Source organism: Tardiphaga alba (genome assembly GCF_018279705.1).
Taxonomy (GTDB): Bacteria; Pseudomonadota; Alphaproteobacteria; order Rhizobiales; family Xanthobacteraceae; genus Tardiphaga; species Tardiphaga alba.
This window is the reverse complement of record NZ_CP036498.1, coordinates 5,357,084-5,376,353: the sequence shown is the minus strand read 5'-3', so window position 1 is coordinate 5,376,353 and position 19,270 is coordinate 5,357,084. Positions and strand designations below refer to the sequence as shown.

Annotated in this window: 17 protein-coding genes; 7 read left to right on the top strand and 10 right to left on the bottom strand. The window is 63.6% G+C overall.

All coding sequences use genetic code 11. From position 1 onward, the window contains the following. Positions 1-80: 80 nt before the first annotated feature. The 6 genes from RPMA_RS25705 to RPMA_RS25680 all read left to right on the top strand — a co-directional run bounded on the left by RPMA_RS25705 (position 81) and on the right by RPMA_RS25680 (position 7,399). Complete coding sequence (locus RPMA_RS25705) at positions 81-980, top strand: DMT family transporter (protein ID WP_211910461.1); 900 nt, start codon at positions 81-83, stop codon at positions 978-980. Positions 981-1,043: 63 nt separating this feature from the next. Continuing rightward, complete coding sequence (locus RPMA_RS25700; protein ID WP_211910460.1) at positions 1,044-1,790, top strand: thermonuclease family protein; 747 nt, start codon at positions 1,044-1,046, stop codon at positions 1,788-1,790. 112 nt (positions 1,791-1,902) lie between these two features. Beyond that, the gene (locus RPMA_RS25695) at positions 1,903-2,853 is read left to right on the top strand and encodes an AAA family ATPase (RefSeq protein ID WP_211910459.1); all 951 of its coding nucleotides are present in this window, start codon (positions 1,903-1,905) and stop codon (positions 2,851-2,853) included. Between the two features lie 117 nt (positions 2,854-2,970). After that, positions 2,971-4,167, top strand: a complete 1,197-nt coding sequence (locus RPMA_RS25690; protein ID WP_408056473.1) for a VWA domain-containing protein — start codon at positions 2,971-2,973, stop codon at positions 4,165-4,167. A gap of 261 nt (positions 4,168-4,428) precedes the next feature. After that, entirely contained in the window at positions 4,429-5,646 is a 1,218-nt protein-coding gene (locus RPMA_RS25685; protein WP_211910458.1) for an amidohydrolase family protein, read from the top strand. 163 nt (positions 5,647-5,809) lie between these two features. Continuing rightward, entirely contained in the window at positions 5,810-7,399 is a 1,590-nt protein-coding gene (locus RPMA_RS25680) for a gamma-glutamyltransferase family protein (RefSeq protein ID WP_211910457.1), read from the top strand. Positions 7,400-7,542: 143 nt separating this feature from the next. Here the strand turns inward: RPMA_RS25680 and RPMA_RS25675 are convergent, their stop codons facing one another. The 10 genes from RPMA_RS25675 to RPMA_RS25630 all read right to left on the bottom strand — a co-directional run bounded on the left by RPMA_RS25675 (position 7,543) and on the right by RPMA_RS25630 (position 18,321). Next, the gene (locus tag RPMA_RS25675) at positions 7,543-9,135 is read right to left on the bottom strand and encodes a class I adenylate-forming enzyme family protein (protein ID WP_211910456.1); all 1,593 of its coding nucleotides are present in this window, start codon (positions 9,133-9,135) and stop codon (positions 7,543-7,545) included. 92 nt (positions 9,136-9,227) lie between these two features. After that, positions 9,228-10,160: a CDF family Co(II)/Ni(II) efflux transporter DmeF gene (gene dmeF, locus RPMA_RS25670; protein WP_211910455.1), complete on the bottom strand. Its 933-nt coding sequence runs from the start codon at positions 10,158-10,160 to the stop codon at positions 9,228-9,230. 9 nt (positions 10,161-10,169) lie between these two features. Then, on the bottom strand, positions 10,170-10,445 hold the full coding sequence (locus RPMA_RS25665) for a metal/formaldehyde-sensitive transcriptional repressor (RefSeq protein WP_211910454.1): 276 nt from the start codon (positions 10,443-10,445) through the stop codon (positions 10,170-10,172). 215 nt (positions 10,446-10,660) lie between these two features. Continuing rightward, positions 10,661-12,211 (bottom strand): SpoVR family protein, encoded by a 1,551-nt coding sequence (locus RPMA_RS25660; RefSeq protein ID WP_211910453.1) that lies wholly within the window; start codon positions 12,209-12,211, stop codon positions 10,661-10,663. Next, positions 12,208-13,476 (bottom strand): YeaH/YhbH family protein, encoded by a 1,269-nt coding sequence (locus tag RPMA_RS25655; RefSeq protein WP_211910452.1) that lies wholly within the window; start codon positions 13,474-13,476, stop codon positions 12,208-12,210. Before RPMA_RS25655 ends, RPMA_RS25660 begins: the two co-directional genes overlap by 4 nt. An 87-nt stretch (positions 13,477-13,563) precedes the next feature. Then, the gene (locus RPMA_RS25650) at positions 13,564-15,507 is read right to left on the bottom strand and encodes a PrkA family serine protein kinase (RefSeq protein WP_211910451.1); all 1,944 of its coding nucleotides are present in this window, start codon (positions 15,505-15,507) and stop codon (positions 13,564-13,566) included. 347 nt (positions 15,508-15,854) lie between these two features. Beyond that, positions 15,855-16,325: a DUF1178 family protein gene (locus RPMA_RS25645; RefSeq protein ID WP_211910450.1), complete on the bottom strand. Its 471-nt coding sequence runs from the start codon at positions 16,323-16,325 to the stop codon at positions 15,855-15,857. Continuing rightward, on the bottom strand, positions 16,322-17,206 hold the full coding sequence (locus RPMA_RS25640; protein ID WP_211910449.1) for a carbon-nitrogen hydrolase family protein: 885 nt from the start codon (positions 17,204-17,206) through the stop codon (positions 16,322-16,324). Before RPMA_RS25640 ends, RPMA_RS25645 begins: the two co-directional genes overlap by 4 nt. Then, the gene (grxC, locus tag RPMA_RS25635) at positions 17,203-17,472 is read right to left on the bottom strand and encodes a glutaredoxin 3 (RefSeq protein ID WP_211910448.1); all 270 of its coding nucleotides are present in this window, start codon (positions 17,470-17,472) and stop codon (positions 17,203-17,205) included. The genes RPMA_RS25640 and grxC overlap by 4 nt, the downstream gene beginning before the upstream one ends. Before the next feature lie 39 nt (positions 17,473-17,511). Continuing rightward, positions 17,512-18,321 carry a ComF family protein gene (locus RPMA_RS25630; protein WP_211910447.1) on the bottom strand — a complete coding sequence of 270 codons (810 nt, stop codon included), beginning with the start codon at positions 18,319-18,321 and terminating at the stop codon, positions 17,512-17,514. Positions 18,322-18,397: 76 nt separating this feature from the next. On the opposite strand from RPMA_RS25630, the gene RPMA_RS25625 reads away from it, so the two are divergent. Next, positions 18,398-19,246 carry a methyltransferase domain-containing protein gene (locus RPMA_RS25625; RefSeq protein WP_211910446.1) on the top strand — a complete coding sequence of 283 codons (849 nt, stop codon included), beginning with the start codon at positions 18,398-18,400 and terminating at the stop codon, positions 19,244-19,246. Positions 19,247-19,270: the final 24 nt, after the last annotated feature.

The window sequence follows — 19,270 nt, the reverse complement described above, 5'->3', positions numbered from 1 at the left end:
AGATATGGCAGCGCGCGGCTTGACCCCGCCGCGCGGCGCAGTCAGGTTCCGCGACTTCTCTCGCGGATTTGCCCTGCTTCATGTTGACGATCGCCTCGCTCTGGATTCCCTTCACCATCATCGCCTCACTGGGGCAGGTGGCGCGCAATGCCATGCAGCGTTCGCTGACGGGGCCGCTCGGCACCTGGGGTGCGACCAATATCCGCTTCCTGTTCGGCTTCCCGTTCTCGCTGGTGTTTTTCGCGGTCGTCATCACTGCAACCGGCGATCGGGTCGGCTGGCCGGTGATGGCGTTCTGGCCGTGGCTGCTGCTCGGCGCGCTCAGCCAGATCTTTGCCACCGGCCTGATGCTGGCGGCCATGAACGAACGCTCCTTCGTGGTCACCACGGCCTATCTCAAGACCGAGGCGATCCAGACCGCGATCTTCGGCTTCGTCTTTCTCGGCGATCACCTGACGGTGCTGCGCGTGGTCGCCATTCTGATTGCGACGGCTGGCGTCGTGGTGACGGCGTTGCGGCCGGGTGCGACGCGTGAGCTCGGCAGTCTGCGGCCGATCATGTTCGGGCTGATTGCCGCGGCCGGCTTTGCGCTGTCGGCGGTGGGCTTTCGCGGCGCCATCATCGCGGTGCCGGATGTGAGCTTCGTCACCGCGGCGTCCTATGCGCTGGCATGGTCGCTCTTCGTGCAGACGGCGATCCTGACGATCTATCTGCTGCTGCGTGCACCGGACGTGTTGCGCAAGATTTTCGGCCTGTGGCGTCCGTCCATGTTGGCCGGCTTTGCGGGCGCTGCCGCTTCGCAATTCTGGTTCCTCGCTTTTGCGCTGACGGCCGCAGCCAATGTGCGCACGCTGGCGCTGGTGGAGGTGCTGTTCGCGCAGGCCGTCGCCTATTATTCGTTCAAGCAGACGCCGTCGGCGCGCGAGCTTGCCGGCGTGGTGCTGATCGTGGCCGGTGTGGCGCTGCTGGTTGCGGCGTGATCGCTCTTTCGCCGCGGGCACCGCTGCGATAGGACTGGTCTTGTTCCCTGCGAGACAACATCGATGCGCATCCTGCCACTGCTGTTCCTGCTGCTGACCAGTCCCGTTCTCGCGGCCGAGGCCATCGTCAAGGATGGCGACACGATCCAGATCGGCAATGTCGCCTACAACCTCGCCGGCGTGGACGCGCCCGAGATAGATCAACCCTGTGTCGATGAACACGCAGACAACTGGGCCTGCGGCGTCGAGGCGCGCGACCGGTTGGTGAAACTCGTCGGCAAGCGCGACGTGCGTTGCGAAGAACTCGGCGAGGACAAGGCGGAGAAGGGACGCCGCGCGGCACTCTGCACCATTGCCGGCGAAGCGATCAGCCTCAATCAGGCGGTGATCCAGTCGGGCTTCGGTGTCAGCGTGGAGGCGCCGGCCAAAGCCAAATTCCAGGCCGATGAGACTGTCGCGAAGGACAAGCGGCAGGGGCTGTGGCGCGGCTGTTTCGTGGCGCCTGCGGATTTCCGCAGCAAGAGCGCGGACTCTGCGCTGCTCGGCGGCTCCTGTGCGCCGGACAAGGAAAAGGCATTGCGGGCGGCGCTGTTCCCCGTCGACCTGCCGCGGCCCGATGGCTGCAATATCCGCGCAAAGCAGGTGCGCCGCGCCAAGCTGACGGGCAATGTCGGCGTCTATCTGATCCCGCAATGTCAGAACTACGCCACCCAGCCGAAGCCGGATCGCTGGTTCTGCAGCGAGGACGACGCCCGTGCCGCGGGTTACCGCAAGGCGCTGAATTGCCAGGCATCCAGCAGCCGCAAGTGAGCCCAACGCTGGCGGTGCTGGACGTTACGGGCTGAACCACGTAGCACATCTGGAAGACTGGATCGGCGGCATCGCCGGATAATTCCAGCCTGCGAAATCCGGAGTGAAGCGCGTGGCCGAGACCTTGAGTTCGTCAGCATCGATCGAAGCCGTTGACCGCGGCCTTGCCTCCGCCGGCTATATCGCCAGCCGGCAGATCGCCACCGCGGTCTATCTTGCCGAGAAGATCGAGAAGCCGATCCTGGTCGAAGGCCCGGCGGGCGTCGGCAAGACCGAACTTGCCAAAGCCATCGCCGCCTCGCGCGGCCTCGAGATGATCCGCATGCAATGCTATGAGGGCCTCGACGAGGCCAAAGCGCTGTATGAGTGGAAATATGCCAAGCAGCTGCTCTACACGCAGATCCTGAAGGACAAGCTCGGCGAAGTGCTGGGCGGCGCCGATACGCTGGCCAAGGCGCTGGACCAGCTGCATACGTTCGGTGACGTGTTCTTCTCCAAGGAATTCGTCGAGCCGCGGCCCTTGCTGCGCGCGCTGGAACAGCCGAAAGGCTGCGTGCTGCTCATCGACGAGATCGACAAGTCCGACGCGGAATTCGAATCGCTGCTGCTGGAAATTCTGTCCGACTTCCAGGTGACGATTCCGGAGCTTGGCACCATCGCCGCCATCGTGCCGCCGACCGTCATCCTCACCTCCAATGGCGAGCGCGATCTCGGCGACGCGCTGAAGCGCCGCTGCCTGCATCTGCATATCGGCTTCCCCGAGCCGAAGCTGGAAGAGCGCATCGTCGAAACCCGCGTGCCCGGCGTCTCCGCCACCTTGCGCAAGCAGCTTGTGGGCTTCGTCAGCCAGGTGCGGACGCTGGACCTGAAGAAACTGCCCTCGGTGAGCGAGACCATCGACTGGGCCAAGGTGCTGGTGCTGCTCGGCGCCTCCGAACTCGGCCATGAGCTGGTGAAGGATACGCTCAACGTCCTGCTGAAATACGAAGGCGACATCGAAGCGACGATGCCGAATGTCTCTACCTTTGTCGCCAATGCGGGGCGGCAGGGCGTGTTCGGGTAGAACGATGAAGCCATTTCCGTCATTGCGAGGAGCGCAGCGACGAAGCAATCCAGTCTTTAGCCAAGAACTGGATTGCTTCGCTGCGCTCGCAATGACGGCTGAGAGGGATGGGGCCTGATGCGCGACACGCTGCATCGGTTTTTTCGGGCGGCGCGCGGCGCTGGGGTGAGAATCTCGCCTGCCGAAAGCATCGACGCCATGCGCGCTGCCGCCGAAGTGGGGCCCGCCGATCGCGAGATCCTGCGCGATGCGCTGTTGCTCACCATGGCGAAGTCCGGTGAGGAGAAAGCGGCGCTCGCGGCCTGCTTCGACACGTTCTTCACCCATCCCGATTTCGAAGCGCCGCCGCCGGCGAATGACGATCAGGACGCGGCGGCCGACGAGAACGGCCAAGGCGAGGCCGAGCCCGCGGAAGGCTCCGCTTCCGCGCAGGATTCGAGCGAACTCGGCGCGCTCGCGCAGATGCTGCTGGCGCAGGACCGCGCGGCGATTGCAGCTGCGCTGTCGAGTGCCGCCAATGCCGCCGGCCTCCCCAACATCCGTGTGTTTACGCAGCGCGGCCTGTTTGCAAGCCGCGTGCTCGAGCAGCTCGGTATCGCGCAATTGCGCGACGACATTGATGCGCTCACCACCAGCAATCCCGCCGATGCCGAAAGGCTGGCTACGGCGCTCGGCAGCCTGCGCGAGACCGTCAGCGAAATGGTGTCGCAGGCGCTGCTTCTTTATGGGCGCGAGGAGACCGAGGCGCTGCGCAACGAGATCCTGCGCAGTGCGCCGATGGCGCGGCTGGAGCAGCGCCAGATCGCGCAGATGCGCGTGCTGATCCGGCAGATCGCGCGCCGCCTGCGCGAACGCTTCAGCAAGCCGCGCAAGCGGCAGCGTCGCGGCCATCTCGATGTCCGCCGCACCATCCGCCGCAACGCCGCCTGGGGCGGCGTGCCGTTTCTCACGGCCTGGAAACGCCGCCATCGCGACAGACCGAAAATCGTCGCCATCTGCGACGTCTCGGGCTCGGTGGCGCAGGTGTCGGATTTCTTCCTGCTGCTGATCCACAGCCTGCATGAAGTGGTGTCGGACGTGCGCTCCTTCGCATTCTCGGGCAATCTGATCGAGGTCAGCGCCATGCTGGAGAACAACAAGCCGGAAGAGGCGATGAAGCAGATCATGTCTGCGGTCGGCTTCGGCTCGTCGGATTACGGCCGTTCGCTCGCCGATTTCGAAAAGGATTTCATGAGCGCGGTGACGCCGCAGACCACGGTGATCGTGCTGGGGATGCCCGCAGCAACAATCTCGATCCGCGCGCCGATATCCTGAAGCGGATCGGCGAACGCTCGAAGCGGCTGGTCTGGCTCAATCCCGAAGGCCGCGTCAGCTGGGGTTTCGGCGACTCCGAGATGCCGCGTTATGCGACCTTCTGCAACGTGGTCCGCCAATGCGCGACGGCGCAGCAGCTCGAACGCGCGGTGTCGGATATCGTGGCGGCGTATCAGTAGCTTTGTTGTCATCGCCCGGCCGTGCGCGCAATTGCGCGCCAGGGCGGGTGATGACAGTCTCAGTAAATCGACGGAGTTGCGAATGACCATCGATACACTCTTCACCTCCGCCAAATTCCCCGACGGCACGCTGAACGATGTCGCCGTCGCCAATGGCCGCATCTCCGCCATCACGCCGACTGGCAGTGCCGCAGCAATAGAGACCATCGATCTCGCCGGCACCCTCGTCATTCCATCCTTCGTCGAAGGCCACATCCATCTCGACACCAGTTTTTACGGCGATGTCTGGCGGCCGCATGTGCCTTATTCCAACGGGTTCAACGTGCAGGAGCGCGTCGCCATCCAGGCCGACAACATGGCGAAAGCTGCGCCGATGGCCGAGCGCGCCAAGAGCCAGCTTGAACTGTGCCTCGGCCATGGCAGCACGCGGATGCGCAGCCATGTGATGGTGGACGGCTCGGTGGGCCTGAAGTCGCTGGAGACGATCGCCGCCGTGCGCGAGGCGCATCGCGACGTCATCGACATCCAGCTCGTCGCTTTCCCGCAAAGCGGCATCCTGCGCAGCCCTGATACGCCCGATCTGCTCGATGCCGCTTTTGATCTTGGCGCCGATGTGATCGGTGGCCTCGATCCCGGCGGGTTCGATCGCGATGTGGAAAAGCATCTCGACGTCGTGTTCGGCATCGCCGAGCGCCGCGGCGTCGATGTGGACATCCATCTGCACGATCCCTCGATGCTCGGCATTTTCGAGATCGAGCAAATCTGCGCGCGGACGCAGGCGCTGGGCATGCAGGGCCACGTGGCCATCAGCCATGCCTATTCGCTTGGCGATGTCGCGGCGGATGTGGTGCAGCGAACGGCGGAGCTGCTGGCGAAGAGCGGCGTCGCCATCATGACCAATGCGCCGGGCGCGCGGCCGTTCCCGCCGGTGAAAGTGTTGCGCGCAGCCGGTGTCACCGTGTTCGGCGGCTGCGACAATATCCGCGACAGCTGGTGGCCTTACGGCGATGGCGACATGCTCGGCCGCGCGATGATGATCGGCTACCGTTCGGGCTTCAATACGGATGAGGACCTGGCACTGGCCTTCGATATCGTCACGGCGGGCGGTGCCAAGGCCCTGCGGCTCGACGATCACGGGCTGCGCGTCGGCGCGAAAGCCGATTTCGTCGCCATCGATGCGCCTGCCGTGCCGCAGGCGGTGGTCGATCTGCCCCGGCGCCGCGCCGTCTACAAGAATGGCCGGCTGGTGGCGCGGGATGGGGTGATCCTTCCCTTGTCGTCACCCGGCTTGACCGGGTGACCCAGTAAACACGGACGGTAGGGATTAACACTTAGGCCTTTGTCTACTGGGCCACCCGCTTTCGCGGGTGGCGACATGCGAGTGAAAGGCTTGAATCATCGGCCAGACGCGTTACGACTGCGGCAACGATCTGCTGGCATGCCAGACACTCTGGAGACGATGAATGCTTGAAACACCGCGCGCGCGCCGGGGGATGGTCACCTCGCCGCATCATCTGGCGTCGCAGGCCGGGCTCGATGTGCTCAAGGATGGCGGCACCGCGGTCGAGGCCGCGATTGCGACCGCTGCGGCGCTCGCGGTGGTCTATCCGCATATGACCGGCATCGGCGGCGACGGTTTCTGGCTGATCGCCGAGCCCGGCAAGGCGCCGGTGACGGTGGATGCCTGTGGCCGCGCCGGCGCGGCGGTCGATCTTGCTTATTATGCAAAGCACGGCGTTGCGACGATCCCGTTCCGCGGGCCGCTCGCGGCCAACACCGTGGCCGGCACGGTGTCCGGCTGGCAGAAGGCGCTGGATGTCTCGAAACACTGGCAGACGCCGCTGTCGCGCGAACGGCTGCTGGAAAGTGCGATCTATTATGCCGAGAGCGGCATCGTCGTCACGCGCAGCCAGTCCGAACTCTCGACGGAGAAATTTGCCGAACTGAAGGACCAGCCGAATTTTGCAGCCACGTTCCTGCCGAACGGCCAGGCGCCGGCCGAAGGCGATGTGCTGAAGTTGCCCGCACTCGGTGCGACGTTGAAGCGGCTCGCGGCCGACGGCTTCGAGAGTTTCTACACCGGCAAGCTCGCCGACAGCATCGCCGCCGATCTGGCGAAAGTGGAGTCGCCGGTGACCGCCGCCGACCTGAAGCAGCATCAGGCCAGCGAGCGTCCGCCGCTGTCGACCACGGTGCGCGGCGCGCAGCTGTTCAACATGGCGCCGCCGACGCAGGGCCTGTCGTCGCTGATGATCCTCGCGATGTTCGATCGTCTTGGCGTCACCCAGGCGGAAGGCTTCGATCACATCCACGGTCTCGTCGAGGCGACCAAGCAGGCCTTCATCGTCCGCGACGAGCATGTCGGCGATCCCGATCACATGACCGTCGATCCCGCATCGTTCCTCGACGATGCCAAGCTCGATGAACTCGCCCGTCACATCGATCGCGAACGCGCGCTACCATGGCCGCATATCCGCAAGCCCGGCGACACGATCTGGCTCGGCGTCATCGACGGCCAGGGGCGCTCGGTGTCCTTCATCCAGTCGGTCTATTTCGAATTCGGTTCTGGCGTGGTGCTGCCGGAAACCGGCATCTGCTGGCAGAATCGCGGCGCCTCGTTCCGTCTCGCCGATGGCGGCTGGAATGCCCTGAAGCCCGGCCGCAAGCCGTTCCACACGCTCAATCCGGCGATGGCGATCTTCGATGACGGCCGTCGCATGGTCTATGGCAATATGGGCGGTGAGGGGCAGCCACAGACGCAGTCCGCGGTGTTCTCGCGCTATGGCATGTTCGGCATGCCGCTACAGCAGGCGGTGACGGCACCGCGCTGGTTGCTCGGCAAGACCTGGGGCAATGAGAGCGTGACGCTGAAGGTGGAGGATCGCTTCGATCCCGCGCTGATCCAGCAGTTGCGTGACGCCGGCCATGTGGTCGAGGTGCTCGGCAGCTATACCGGCACCATGGGCCATGCCGGCGCCATCGTGCTGCACGAGAACGGCGTGCTGGAAGGCGCGACCGATCCGAGGTCGGATGGTGCGGTGGCGGCGTGGTGATCGCTGTTTCTTCACCTCTCCCCTCCGGGGAGAGGTCGCCGCGTCTTCGCGGCGGGTGAGGGGCTGCCACAGGCGGCGTCGCTCGCGGCGCCCCCTCACCCAGCCCTCTCCCCGGAGGGGAGAGGGAGCTCGACGTCAGCGCTTCACTTCGACAATTCAACTTCCGCCATCATCTTCCGCAATTCCGTCTTCAGAATCTTCCCGTTCGCATTCCTTGGCAGTGGCTCGTTCAGGAACGTGATGCTGTCCGGCACTTTGTAGTCGCTCAATCGCTCCGCGCAATATTTGCGGATGTCGGCCTCGTCGCCGCCCTCGGGACTGTAGGCGAAAGCGTGCACGCGTTCGCCCAGCACCGGATCGGGCTTGCCGACCACCGCACTTTCGACGATGGCGGGGTGATGCGACATCACATTCTCGACCTCGGTGCAGTAGATCTTGAAGCCGGCGCGATTGATCATGTCCTTCTTGCGATCGACCACGCTGACATAGCCGTCGGTATCCATGCGGCCGATATCCCCGGAGCGCCAGTAGCCGCCGACAAAGCCCGTTCGCGTCGCATCGGGATTGTCCCAATAGCCCGGCACCACCATCGCGCCAGCAATCAGCAATTCGCCATCCTGGCCGCGCGGCACCTCGCGCCCGTCGTCATCGGCGATGATGATATGTGCGCCGGTCACGGGCCGTCCCACCGTATTGATTTTCTCGGCAGGTGAGCCCGGCGGAAACATGGTTGCGGGCGATGTGGTCTCCGTCGAGCCATAGGCATTGCAGAGATCGAGTTTCGGCAGCGCTTGCGCGAGGCGCTTGATGGTGGCTTCCGGCATCGGCGCGCCGCCGAAACCGGCAATGCGCCAGGCGGAGAGATCGTGTGCGTCGAAATCCGGCTGCAGCAGGCAGAGATTATACATTGCCGGCACCATCAGCGTGTAGGTCATGCGCTCGCGCGCCGCGATGGCGAGAAACTCCGGCGCCTTGAAGGCGGGCATGATGACCAGCGTGCCGGCGACATTGATCGTAGCCAGGATCAGCGCCACTAGTCCGGTGACATGCGAGGCCGGCACGGCCAGCATGGTGACGTCGCCCTCATGCAGGCTGTAGCCATGCTGGAAGTTCAGCACCGAATGAATGATGCTCGCATGGGTGAGCATCGCGCCTTTCGGATGGCCAGTGGTGCCGGATGTATAGAGCAGATAGGCGGTGTCCTCCTGCTGCAGTTGCGGCAAGGCGACGGCCGGCGTGTTGTGTGTCAGCTCGGCAAAGGATGGGGCGCGTCCGCTGCCGACGACCCACTGACGCCGAACCTCCGCGCGCGGTGCGGGCAGGTTGGCCTCGCATTCGCCGTCATAGACCAGGGCTGCGGCCTGGCACTGCTGCAGCACATAATCGATCTCGGGCGCACGCTGGCGCGTATTCATCGGCACGACGATCATGCCGGCGCGTGTGGCGCCGACCGCGCAAAAAATAAACTCGAGGCAATTGCCGAGCAGCATCGCAATGCGCTCGCCTTTGCGGAAACCGGCAGCGACCAGATGGCGGGCGACGTTCTCGGCGATGCGGTCGAGTTCGGCATAGGTGACGCGCCTGTCGCCCAGCACCAGCGCCGTACCATCCGGCTTTCGCGCGGCGGCGCTGCGCAGCATGGCATCGAGGGTGGCGGGGCGGTCTTTGAAACAGGCGACAACGCGGTCGCCGTAGAGCACCTCATGGCGGGTCACGGGCGCGGTCTGGTCTGGCATGCTCTTCCCTGACATTCTTGATCCGCCATTGCGGCTGGCGGTGAGACTGTCAGGTTACTCAGGCTTCCCGCTGTTGCCAACAGGGCGCGATGTCAGCGCGCTTCCACCGTCACATGCTGTAATTCATGCACGGCGGTGAGGCGCTGGCGCACCGCCTCGGTGCTGGCGGCGCCGGCAAAGGCGACGATGGCGGCATGGGCGCCGGGGCCGACGCGCCAGACATGCAGATCGAAGATGCGGGCATCGCCGGGGCGCTCGACCTCGTCGCGGATCTCCGCTTCGAGATGCGGGTCGGCGGTGTCGAGCAGCACGGCGGAGGTGTCGCGCAGCAGGTTCCACGACCAGATGGCGATCACGATGCCGCCGACAATGCCCATGACCGGATCGAGCCAGACCCAGCCAAGGTAACGGCCGGCCAGCAGCGCCGCGATGGCCAGTACCGATGTCAGCGCATCGGCCAGCACATGCATGAAGGCGGAGCGCATATTGTTGTCGTGATGATGCGCGTGATGGTGATCGTGGCCATGTCCATGTCCATGACCATGATGATCGTGTCCGTGGTGATGGTGGCCGCCGCTGAGCAGGACGGCGCTGGCGATGTTCACGACGAGGCCGATGATCGCGATCACCGTGGCTTCGCCGAAGGCGACGGTGGATGGCGTGAACAGCCGCTGCACGGATTCGACGGCGATGCCGATGGCGATCACCGCCAGAATGAGCGCGGATGCAAAGCCGGCGAGATCGCCGACCTTGCCGGTGCCGAAGGTGAAGCGCGGGTTATGCGCGTTGCGGCGGGCAAAGGCGTAGGCGCCGGCTGCAACAGCGAGCGCGACCGCATGGGTGGCCATATGGAAACCGTCGGCCAGCAGCGCCATCGAGTTGAACACCGTGCCGGCGACGATCTCGCCAACCATCATCACAGCGGTGAGGGCCACGACCCATAGCGTGCGGCGCGTATTGGCGTCGTGATCGCGCCCGAGGAAGACGTGATCATGGGCGAGGGCGTCGGTGTCGCGGGGGCTCATGACATCTTCCTATTTGGCGTAGCGCCGGATCGCGGCGATCAGCTCCTCCGCGCCCTCAGCGCGGGCGGCGGCAGAGAGTTTCGGATGCGCGACATGTTCGCGGACATGGTCCTCGATCAACTCGTCCATCAGCCCGCTGACGGCGCCACGCACGCCGGCCACCTGATGCAGGATGGTGGCACAGCCGGCATCCTCGTTGATGGCCTTCTCGATGGCGGCCATCTGGCCGGCGAGGCGGCGAACCCGGGCGAGCAGTTTTGTCTTATCGGCGGAGAGATGGGACATAGGTATAGGGGGTATCCTATATTGGGAGCGAAGGCAAGATTTTGTAGGGTGGGCAAAGGCGCGCTTGCGCCGTGCCCACCTTCAAGTGCACGGCTGGTTGAGGTGGGCACTTCGCTTCGCTCCTTTGCCCACCCTACAGGCTACAGGTCGCCTGAAACGAAAGACCCCGCCCGGCGACAGGCCGAGCGGGGGAGTTTACGGGAGAGGCGAAACGATCAGGCCGCGGCGGCCATCATGCGGGGATGGACGATGTGTTCCTTCAGCACAGAACCGGATGCATCGACTTCGGTGAGCGAAACGTCGTAGCTCCAGAGATCGGCGAGATGCTGCAGCACGCGCCTAGCATCGACCTCGTTGAGCAATGCGCCGTTGAGCACGGAATGCTTCAGCATCAGGCGGCGATCGCCGGCGAGGTCGACATCCATCACTTCGATATTGGCGTCGATCAGGCCGACATCATATTGCCGCGACAGCGCGCGGCGCACGCTGCGATAACCGCGCTCGTTGTGAATCGCCTCGACAAGGATGCCCGATGTGTCGGCGGGATCGTCGTGAAGATGGAACATGCGCATGTGGCGCATCAGGCGCGGCGACAGGAACTGGCTGATAAAACTCTCGTCGCGATAATTGGCCCAGACATCGCGCAGCACGCCCATCACATCGCCTTTTCCAGCGATATCCGGAAACCACTCGCGGTCCTCATCTTCGGGATCGGTGACGATGCGCTCGATATCCTGCATCATGGCGAAGCCGAGCGCATAGGGATTGAAGCCGGAGAAATACTTGCTGTCGAAATCCGGCTGGAACACCACATTGGTGTGCGATCCCAGGAATTCCAGGAAGTTTCCGTCGGTGATCTGCCCGCGCTCGTGCAGCGCCGTCATGATGCGATAATGCACATAGGTCGCCGTGCCCTCGTTCATGACCTTGGTCTGGCCCTGCGGATAGAAATATTGCGCGATGTTGCGAACGATGCGCAGCAGCTCACGCTGCCAGGTACGCAGGCGCGGTGCAGCTTTTTCCAGGAAATAGAGCAGGTTCTCCTGTGGCAAGCCGAGCAGCGCGCGGCGCCGCTCGGCGCTGAGCTCTGTCCTGTTCTTCGAGGGGCCGGTGGGCACCGTGCGCCAGAGATCGTTGAAGGTGGCCTGCTCGTGTTCGCGGCGTTCGCGGGCACGCTTTTCCTCGGCGCGCAGATCCAATGACCGTTTGCCCGGATAGCGATCGACACCATGGGACATCAGCGCATGCGCGGCATCCATGGTCTGTTCGACGGCGATGCGACCATATTTCTCCTCGCATTGCGCCACATAGGCCTTGGCGAAATCGAGATAGTCGAGAATGCCATCGGCATCGGTCCACTGCTTGAACAGGTAATTGTTCTTGAAGAAGTGGTTGTGGCCGAAAGCGGCATGCGCGATCACCAGCGTCTGCATGGTCGCCGTGTTCTCCTCCATCAGATAGGAGATACAGGGCGAGGAATTGATCACGATCTCATAGGCCAGCCCCATCAGGCCCTTGCGATAGGACGCTTCCTGATGGGCGAACTGTTTTCCGAACGACCAGTGCTTGTAATAGAGCGGCATGCCCACGGAGGAATAGGCGTCCAGCATCTGCTCGGCGGTGATCACCTCGATCTGGTTCGGATAGACGTTGAGGCCGAGATCCTTCAGCGCGATGTCCTCGCAGGCATCATGGATGCGCTGGATTGTCGTGAAGTCCCAGTCGGCGCCTTCAAACAGCTTCTTGCTCTCCTTGAAGGAATTCATGGCGCGATCTCCTTGCCCGTGCGGCGCTGGAACAGATCGTGGAACACCGGGAAGATTTCGCTGCGGTCATTGACCTTGCGCATGGAGAGCGGCTCGCCCTCGTTGCGCAGGCGCTGATACAACGTCCATAGCGAGGATTCCGCCATCTCGAACGGATGGCCGCCGCTCTCGCCGACTTCGAGATAGGCGAAGAACTGCGACACCGGCAGGATGGCGTCGCGCAGCAAGGCGCCGGTGCGATCGCTATCGGCATAGGAGTTGTCGCCGTCCGAGGCCTGCGCGGCATAGATATTCCAGTCGGCGGGGCGGAAGCGCGACTGCACGATCTCGTGCATCGTCTCCAGCGCGCTCGACACCAGCGTGCCGCCGGAGGCGGGGCCGTGGAAGAAGGTCTGCTCGTCCACTTCCTCGGCGCGGTCGGTGTGACGGATGAAGACGATCTCCACCTTCTTGTAGCGCCGGGTGAGGAAGACATAGAGCAGCATGTAGAATCGCTTGGCGAGATCCTTCATGTGCTCGGACATCGAGCCCGAGACATCCATCAGGCAGAACATCACCGCCTGAGCCACCGGCTTCGGCACGGTCTCGAAGCGGCGATAGCGGATATCGATGGGATCGATGAAGGGAATGCGCTTGATCTTCGACTTCAGCCGCTCGATCTCGGCGACGAGCTCGAGCCGACGGTCGTCGCTGCAATGATCGAGCTCGGCTTCGAGCTGTGCGATCACTTCCGGCCGTGGTCGCTGTAGCGCGACGCGCCGGGCCATCGCCCGTCGCACGGTGCGGCTGACCGAAATATTGGCCGGCGAGCCCGATGTCGTATAGCCCGCGCGGCGCAGGCCTTCGTTCTCCACCTCGGCCAGCTTGCGCTTGGAGAGGTCGGGCAATTCGAGATCGTCGAGAAAGATATCGACGAATTCGTCGCGGCTGAGGACGAAGCGGAACGCGTCCTCGCCATCACCTTCGCCGGCCCCGTTTCCACCACCACCTTTCGATTGCGGCCGCTGCAGGATGTCGCCTTCGACGAATTTCTTGTTGCCGGGGAGGACGCGGTCGCGCACGCCGCCTTCGCGGTGAAAGCGTGGTTCGTTCATGCCGTCGAGCGGGATCGTGACTTCGCCGCCTTCGAGGACGTCCTTGATATCGCGGTCCTGGGACGCCTTCTTCACCGCGCCCTGCACCAGAGTCTTGGCCCGCCGCAAAAACCGTTGCCGGTTTTCGAGACTCTTGCCACTCGGATTGAGGCGTCGATCGACGATATGCATGGCCGCGGAGGTCCTTGTGTATCCTTCAGTTGATCACCTCGTCATTGCGGGACGCGCGTTGCCCGCAATGACGAAGTTACGTTGTGACTAGCCCGCCTGTTTCACCCGCATGTACCATTCGACAAGGCGGCGCACCTGGCGTTCGGTGTAGCCGCGCTCGACCATGCGGGCGACGAAGTCGTCATGCTTCTTCTCGGTGTCGCCATCCTTCTTCGACCCGAACGAGATGACCGGCAGGAGATCCTCGACCTGCGAGAAGATGCGCTTCTCGATCACTTCGCGGATCTTTTCGTAAGAGGTCCAGGTCGGGTTCTTGCCGGAATTATGCGCCCGCGAGCGCAGCGAGAATTTGACGACCTCGTTGCGGAAGTCCTTCGGATTCGCAATGCCGGCAGGCTTCTCGATCTTGCTCAGTTCCTGATTGAGCAGATCGCGGTCCATCATCTGGCCGGTGTCGGGATCCTTGAAATCCTGATCCTCGATCCAGGCATCGGCGTAGTCGACATAGCGGTCGAACAGGTTCTGGCCGTAATCGGCATAGGATTCCAGATAGGCTTTCTGGATCTCATGGCCGATGAATTCGGCATAGCGCGGCACCAGCTCGGCCTTGATGAATTCAAGGTAGCGTTTCTCGACTTCATCGGGCAGTTGTTCGCGCCGGATCGCCTGCTCCAGCGTGTACATCAGATGCACGGGGTCGGCGCCGACCTCCAGCGTGTCATGGTTGAAGGTCGCGGCCAGGATCTTGAACGCGAAGCGCGTCGAGACACCGTCCATGCCTTCATCAACACCGGCCGCGTCCTTGTATTCCTGGACGCTGCGCGCCTTCGGATCCGATTCTTTCAGGCTCTCGCCGTCATAGACCCGCATCTTGGCGAAGGTGGTGGAGTTCTCGTGCTTGCGCAGGCGCGACATCACCGAGAAGCGGGCGAGGGTTTCCAGCGTTGCCGGCGCGCAGGGCGCTGAGGCAAGTTCGGAGCTCGAGATCAGCTTCTCGTAGATCTTCTGTTCTTCTGCGACGCGCAGGCAATACGGAACCTTGATGACGCAGATACGGTCGATGAAGGCTTCGTTGTTCTTGTTGGTCTTGAAACTCTGCCACTCCGACTCATTGGAGTGGGCGAGGATCACGCCGGTGAACGGAATCGCGCCGATATTCTCGGTGCCGATATAGTTGCCTTCCTGCGTCGCCGTGAGCAGCGGATGCAGCATCTTGATCGGCGCCTTGAACATTTCGACGAATTCAAGCACGCCCTGATTGGCGCGGTTGAGGCCGCCGGAATAGGAATAGGCGTCGGGATCGTTCTGCGCGTAGGTCTCCAGCTTGCGGATATCCACCTTGCCGACCAGCGAGGAGATGTCCTGATTGTTCTCGTCGCCCGGCTCGGTCTTGGCGATGCCGATCTGGCGCAAGCGCGACGGCTGGATGCGCGCCACGCGGAACTGCGAGATATCGCCGCCAAAGGCTTCGAGCCGCTTGTAGCACCACGGGCTCATCAGCCCGGTGAGCCTGCGGCGCGGGATGCCGTATTTCTCCTCGATCATCGGACCGAGTTGATCGGGATCGAATAGCGACAGCGGGCTTTCGAACACCGGCGAGAGTTCATCGCCGGCCTTCAGCACATAGATGGGATGCACTTCCATCAGCTGCTTCAGGCGTTCGGCGAGCGATGACTTGCCGCCGCCGACGGGGCCGAGCAGATAGAGGATCTGCTTGCGCTCTTCCAGGCCCTGCGCCGCGTGCCGGAAAAAAGCGACGATGCGCTCGATCGTGTCTTCCATGCCGTGAAAGCCGGCGAATGCAGGATAAGACCTAATCGTACGATTCAAAAAAATACGGCCAAGGCGGGAGTCCTTGGCCGTGTCGATCATTTCAGGCTCACCGATCGCAGCTAGCAATCGCTCGGCGGCGTTGGCGTATTTCATGGGGTCGCCGCGGCAGGACTCCAGATATTCGGACATCGACATGTCCGTCTGGCTCCGGGCTTCGAAGGTTCGAGCGAACGCATTGAACAGAGAATCGTTGTACATGATCCCTCTCTCCTTTGGTCGGTCGGCCGTCCTGTTGTTCGCAATCCTTGGTCTTAGGGGTAACGGGCGCGTTTCGTGATCGCGACTCAACATCAGCACTTATGAGCCTTCAGGACACATCTTGGTCCGAAATCGCGCAATGCGATCTGAGTGCATCGTGCGACTCATCTTCAGGCACTTGCATATAAGTTAGGCGAGATTCGCCGGCTCTCAAGGCCCGCACAAGCGATTGTGCGTCTCTGTGACTCGAACGACACAAAAACGTCGCATGTCGAACATGCTTCTGATGACGCACCAAGCGGCGCGATATTCACCGCGAAATAAAGCGTTAATATAGATGAACGCGCCTAGTTCCGGTCGCCGGGCAGCACGGGAATCGGCGCCACCTCGATGCCTTCGTCGATCAGCGACCGCGCTTCTTCGAGCGAGGCCTCGCCATAGATCGGCCGATGCTCCTTGTCGCCATAGTGCATGGCGCGCGCTTCGGTCGGAAAGCTCTCGCCGACATTGTCGGCATTGCTGGTGATGTGGTCGCGCAGTTCCTTCAGCTTGGCGCGCAGCTCGGCTTCCTGCGGCGCCATCATCAGCGGCGCATTGTCGGCAGGCGCGGGCTGGGCAACGACCTCATGCCCTTGCTGCTGCTTCTGGTTGCCCTTTCGGCCGATCTGCGGAGCCATGATGGCTTTCTCGACTTTCGCCGATCCGCATTGCGGGCAATTCACGAGCTTGCGCTTCACCTGGGAGTCGTAGGCGCCGGAACTCTGGAACCAGCTTTCGAAACCGTGGCCTTTGTCGCAGCGTAGATTGTAACGGATCATGTCGCGTCACGCACCAGATGCAGGTGGCCGGGGCCGGCCTTGGCATCGCGAATGCCGAAGCGGCGGCCATGCTGCAGCGACGGCACGGTGTTGCGTGCCTCGGTCACCTTGGCGGTGTCGATCTCGGCAATGATGAAGCCGGGATCGGTGCCCATGGCTTCGGCGATCACCACGCCCCACGGATCAACGATCAGTGAGTGGCCATAGGTCGAACGCTTGTTCTCATGCGTGCCGCCTTGCGCGGCGGCGAAGACGTAGCAGCCGTTTTCGATGGCGCGGGCGCGCAGCAGCGTGTGCCAATGGGCCTCGCCGGTCTTCTGCGTGAAGGCCGAGGGCACGGTGAGGAACGACGCGCCGGCTTCGGCGAGTGCACGGTAAAGTGCAGGAAAGCGAACGTCGTAGCAGATGGTAATGCCGATGCGGCCCCATGGCAGATCGGAAATGACGGCGGTTTCGCCGGGCTGATAGTTTGCGGATTCGCGATAGGTCTCGCCGTTCGGCAGGTCGATGTCGAACATGTGGATCTTGTCGTAGGTGGCAAGCACATCGCCGCTTGGCGCGATGAAGAACGCGCGATTGGCGGCGCGTTCCGGCGAGGCCTGCACAGCCAGCGATCCGATATGCAGATAGATGCCGAGCTCGGCGGCGAGGGCGCGATAGGCCTTCAGCGATTCGTCGTCTTCCTCGCGGCGCAGATGCTCGAACAGCCCGGCGCGGCCGGTCTGCATCATGTTGGTGACTTCCGGCGTCTGCACGTAATTGGCGCCGGCAAGGGCGGCTTCGCGGATCAGGTGGCGACCCTGTTCCAGGCTGTCGCGCGGCACGAGCCCGGTGCGCATTTGCACCATGGCGGCGACGAATGTCTGCGTTTGCTCGGTCATGCGGTCGCTCCTTCGATCATGGCGTCGAGCTTGCCTTCGCGGTCGAGCGCGTAAAGGTCGTCGCAGCCGCCGATATGCGTGCCGCCGATGAAGATCTGCGGGAAGGTCGCGCCCGGGCGGGTGCGGTCGAACATCTGCTGGCGCAGGTCCGGATCGGTCGATGTGTCGAAATGGGTGAACTCGGCCTTCTTGCGCTGGAGCAGCGAGATGGCAGCGCTGCAATAGCCACAGCCGGGGCGGGTGTAGATTTCGATGGCGGCGGCCATGCCGGGCACTCCAGGGACGTCACGGAATTGTGTCAGGGATTATATGGGACCGCCATGGGGCACCACAACCCGGGCAAAGACCAGCAGGTCCACCTGGGCGGCCCCGGCACGCAGCAGGGCGCGGGCGCAGGCGTCCGATGTCGCCCCCGATGTCAGGACGTCATCGACCAAGACAACCCGGCGACCCTGGACCTCATGCCGGCGTTCGGGCGGCACCTTGAAGGCGCCCTGCACATTGGTCGCGCGCTGGGCGCGCGATAGGCCGATCTGGTGCTCGGTGGGGCGGACGCGGCGCAGGGCATCCCGCGCCACCGGCACGCCGCAGGCCTGGTTGATCGCCTTCGCCAGCGCGCCGGACTGGTTGAATCGCCTGCTGAAGCCACGTCGCCAGTGCAGCGGCACTGGCACGATCACATCGGCCTCGGCCAGCAGTTCGGCGCCGGCACGGGCCATCCAACTGCCCATGATCGGCGCGAGATCGGTGCGGTCGTGATATTTCAGGTGATGCACCAGCGTGCGCGCCACCTCATCGTAACGCACGGCGGCGCGGGCGCGAAAATAGGCCGGCGGCGTCGCGATCGCCTGCATCGACAGGATGTCCGGCCCAGGATCATAGACGAAGGGAATGCCGAGCCGGCTGCAGAAGGGCGGCGCGATGAAGGAGAGTTGGCTCCAGCACGCCGCGCAGACGCCCGCGCTCGCGACCGGTTCCCGACAGGCGACGCATTGCAGGGGTAACGCGATATCGAGGACGAGCCGCGCGGATTGCGTGAGGGTGCGATGGCAATAATGAAGCGCGCCGCGCAAACGTGCGGGCAGCGACCACGGCAGGGGCGCTTCGGTGTCCATGGGGGAGGCTAGTCCCGGCGGGTTGGATGCTCAAGCATGATTGCCCCACCTTGCGCTTCGGCGTACCAAGCGCCCCATGAACCAGCCGCACACCGCCCCGATCCTGTTCGACCGTGCCCTGCTGCGCGCAAGGCAGGCGCGTGCGTTGAGGCAGGGCGCCGACACGTTCCTGCTCGATCGCGTTATCGAGGATATGAGCGACCGGCTGCAGGCGGTGCTGCGGCAGTTCAGCGACGGTGTGGATATCGCGACCCCCGGCTCCGGTCTCACCGAGACGCTCAAGAGTCGCGTTGCGTCGCTCAATCATATCGACGTGCCCGATGACGAGAGCAAAGGCCTCGGCCTCGCGCCGGCCTCGCTCGATCTCGCGGTGTCCGCGCTCGGCCTGCATCTGGTCAATGATCTGCCCGGCGTGATGGCGCAGCTGCGCCGTGCGCTGAAGCCGGATGGCTTTCTGATCGCGGCGCTGCTGGGTGGCGACACGCTCACCGAACTGCGCCAGTCCTTCGCCGCGGCTGAGGCCGAGCTCGAAGGCGGCATCTCGCCGCGCGTGGCGCCCATGGCCGATCTCCGCGATGTCGGTGCGCTGCTGCAGCGTGCAGGCTTCGCGCTGCCGGTGACGGATGTCGACAATGTCATGGTGCGCTACGGCAGCGCCTTTGCGCTGATGCAGGATCTGCGTCGCATGGGCGCCACCAACATCCTCGTCGAGCGCCGACGCACGCCGCTGCGCCGCGCGACACTGCTGCGCATGGCGCAGATCTACAACGAGCGTTTTGCCGATCCCGATGGCCGCATCCGTGCCACGTTCGATATTATCTGGCTGTCCGGCTGGGCGCCGCATGAAAGCCAGCAGAAGCCGCTGAAGCCGGGCTCGGCAAAAGCGAGTCTGGCGGATGCGGTGAGGGGATTGGGGAAGAGCTGATTGCTCTCACTGTCATTGCCGGGC

Coding starts and splice junctions, on each gene's coding strand:
- RPMA_RS25705 (WP_211910461.1), top strand. CDS start 81: ATGTTGACGATCGCCTCGCTCTGGATTCCCTTCACCATCATCGCCTCA.
- RPMA_RS25700 (WP_211910460.1), top strand. CDS start 1,044: ATGCGCATCCTGCCACTGCTGTTCCTGCTGCTGACCAGTCCCGTTCTC.
- RPMA_RS25690 (WP_408056473.1), top strand. CDS start 2,971: ATGCGCGACACGCTGCATCGGTTTTTTCGGGCGGCGCGCGGCGCTGGG.
- RPMA_RS25685 (WP_211910458.1), top strand. CDS start 4,429: ATGACCATCGATACACTCTTCACCTCCGCCAAATTCCCCGACGGCACG.
- RPMA_RS25680 (WP_211910457.1), top strand. CDS start 5,810: ATGCTTGAAACACCGCGCGCGCGCCGGGGGATGGTCACCTCGCCGCAT.
- RPMA_RS25675 (WP_211910456.1), bottom strand. CDS start 9,135: ATGCCAGACCAGACCGCGCCCGTGACCCGCCATGAGGTGCTCTACGGC.
- dmeF (WP_211910455.1), bottom strand. CDS start 10,160: ATGAGCCCCCGCGACACCGACGCCCTCGCCCATGATCACGTCTTCCTC.
- RPMA_RS25665 (WP_211910454.1), bottom strand. CDS start 10,445: ATGTCCCATCTCTCCGCCGATAAGACAAAACTGCTCGCCCGGGTTCGC.
- RPMA_RS25660 (WP_211910453.1), bottom strand. CDS start 12,211: ATGAATTCCTTCAAGGAGAGCAAGAAGCTGTTTGAAGGCGCCGACTGG.
- RPMA_RS25655 (WP_211910452.1), bottom strand. CDS start 13,476: ATGCATATCGTCGATCGACGCCTCAATCCGAGTGGCAAGAGTCTCGAA.
- RPMA_RS25650 (WP_211910451.1), bottom strand. CDS start 15,507: ATGTACAACGATTCTCTGTTCAATGCGTTCGCTCGAACCTTCGAAGCC.
- RPMA_RS25645 (WP_211910450.1), bottom strand. CDS start 16,325: ATGATCCGTTACAATCTACGCTGCGACAAAGGCCACGGTTTCGAAAGC.
- RPMA_RS25640 (WP_211910449.1), bottom strand. CDS start 17,206: ATGACCGAGCAAACGCAGACATTCGTCGCCGCCATGGTGCAAATGCGC.
- grxC (WP_211910448.1), bottom strand. CDS start 17,472: ATGGCCGCCGCCATCGAAATCTACACCCGCCCCGGCTGTGGCTATTGC.
- RPMA_RS25630 (WP_211910447.1), bottom strand. CDS start 18,321: ATGGACACCGAAGCGCCCCTGCCGTGGTCGCTGCCCGCACGTTTGCGC.
- RPMA_RS25625 (WP_211910446.1), top strand. CDS start 18,398: ATGAACCAGCCGCACACCGCCCCGATCCTGTTCGACCGTGCCCTGCTG.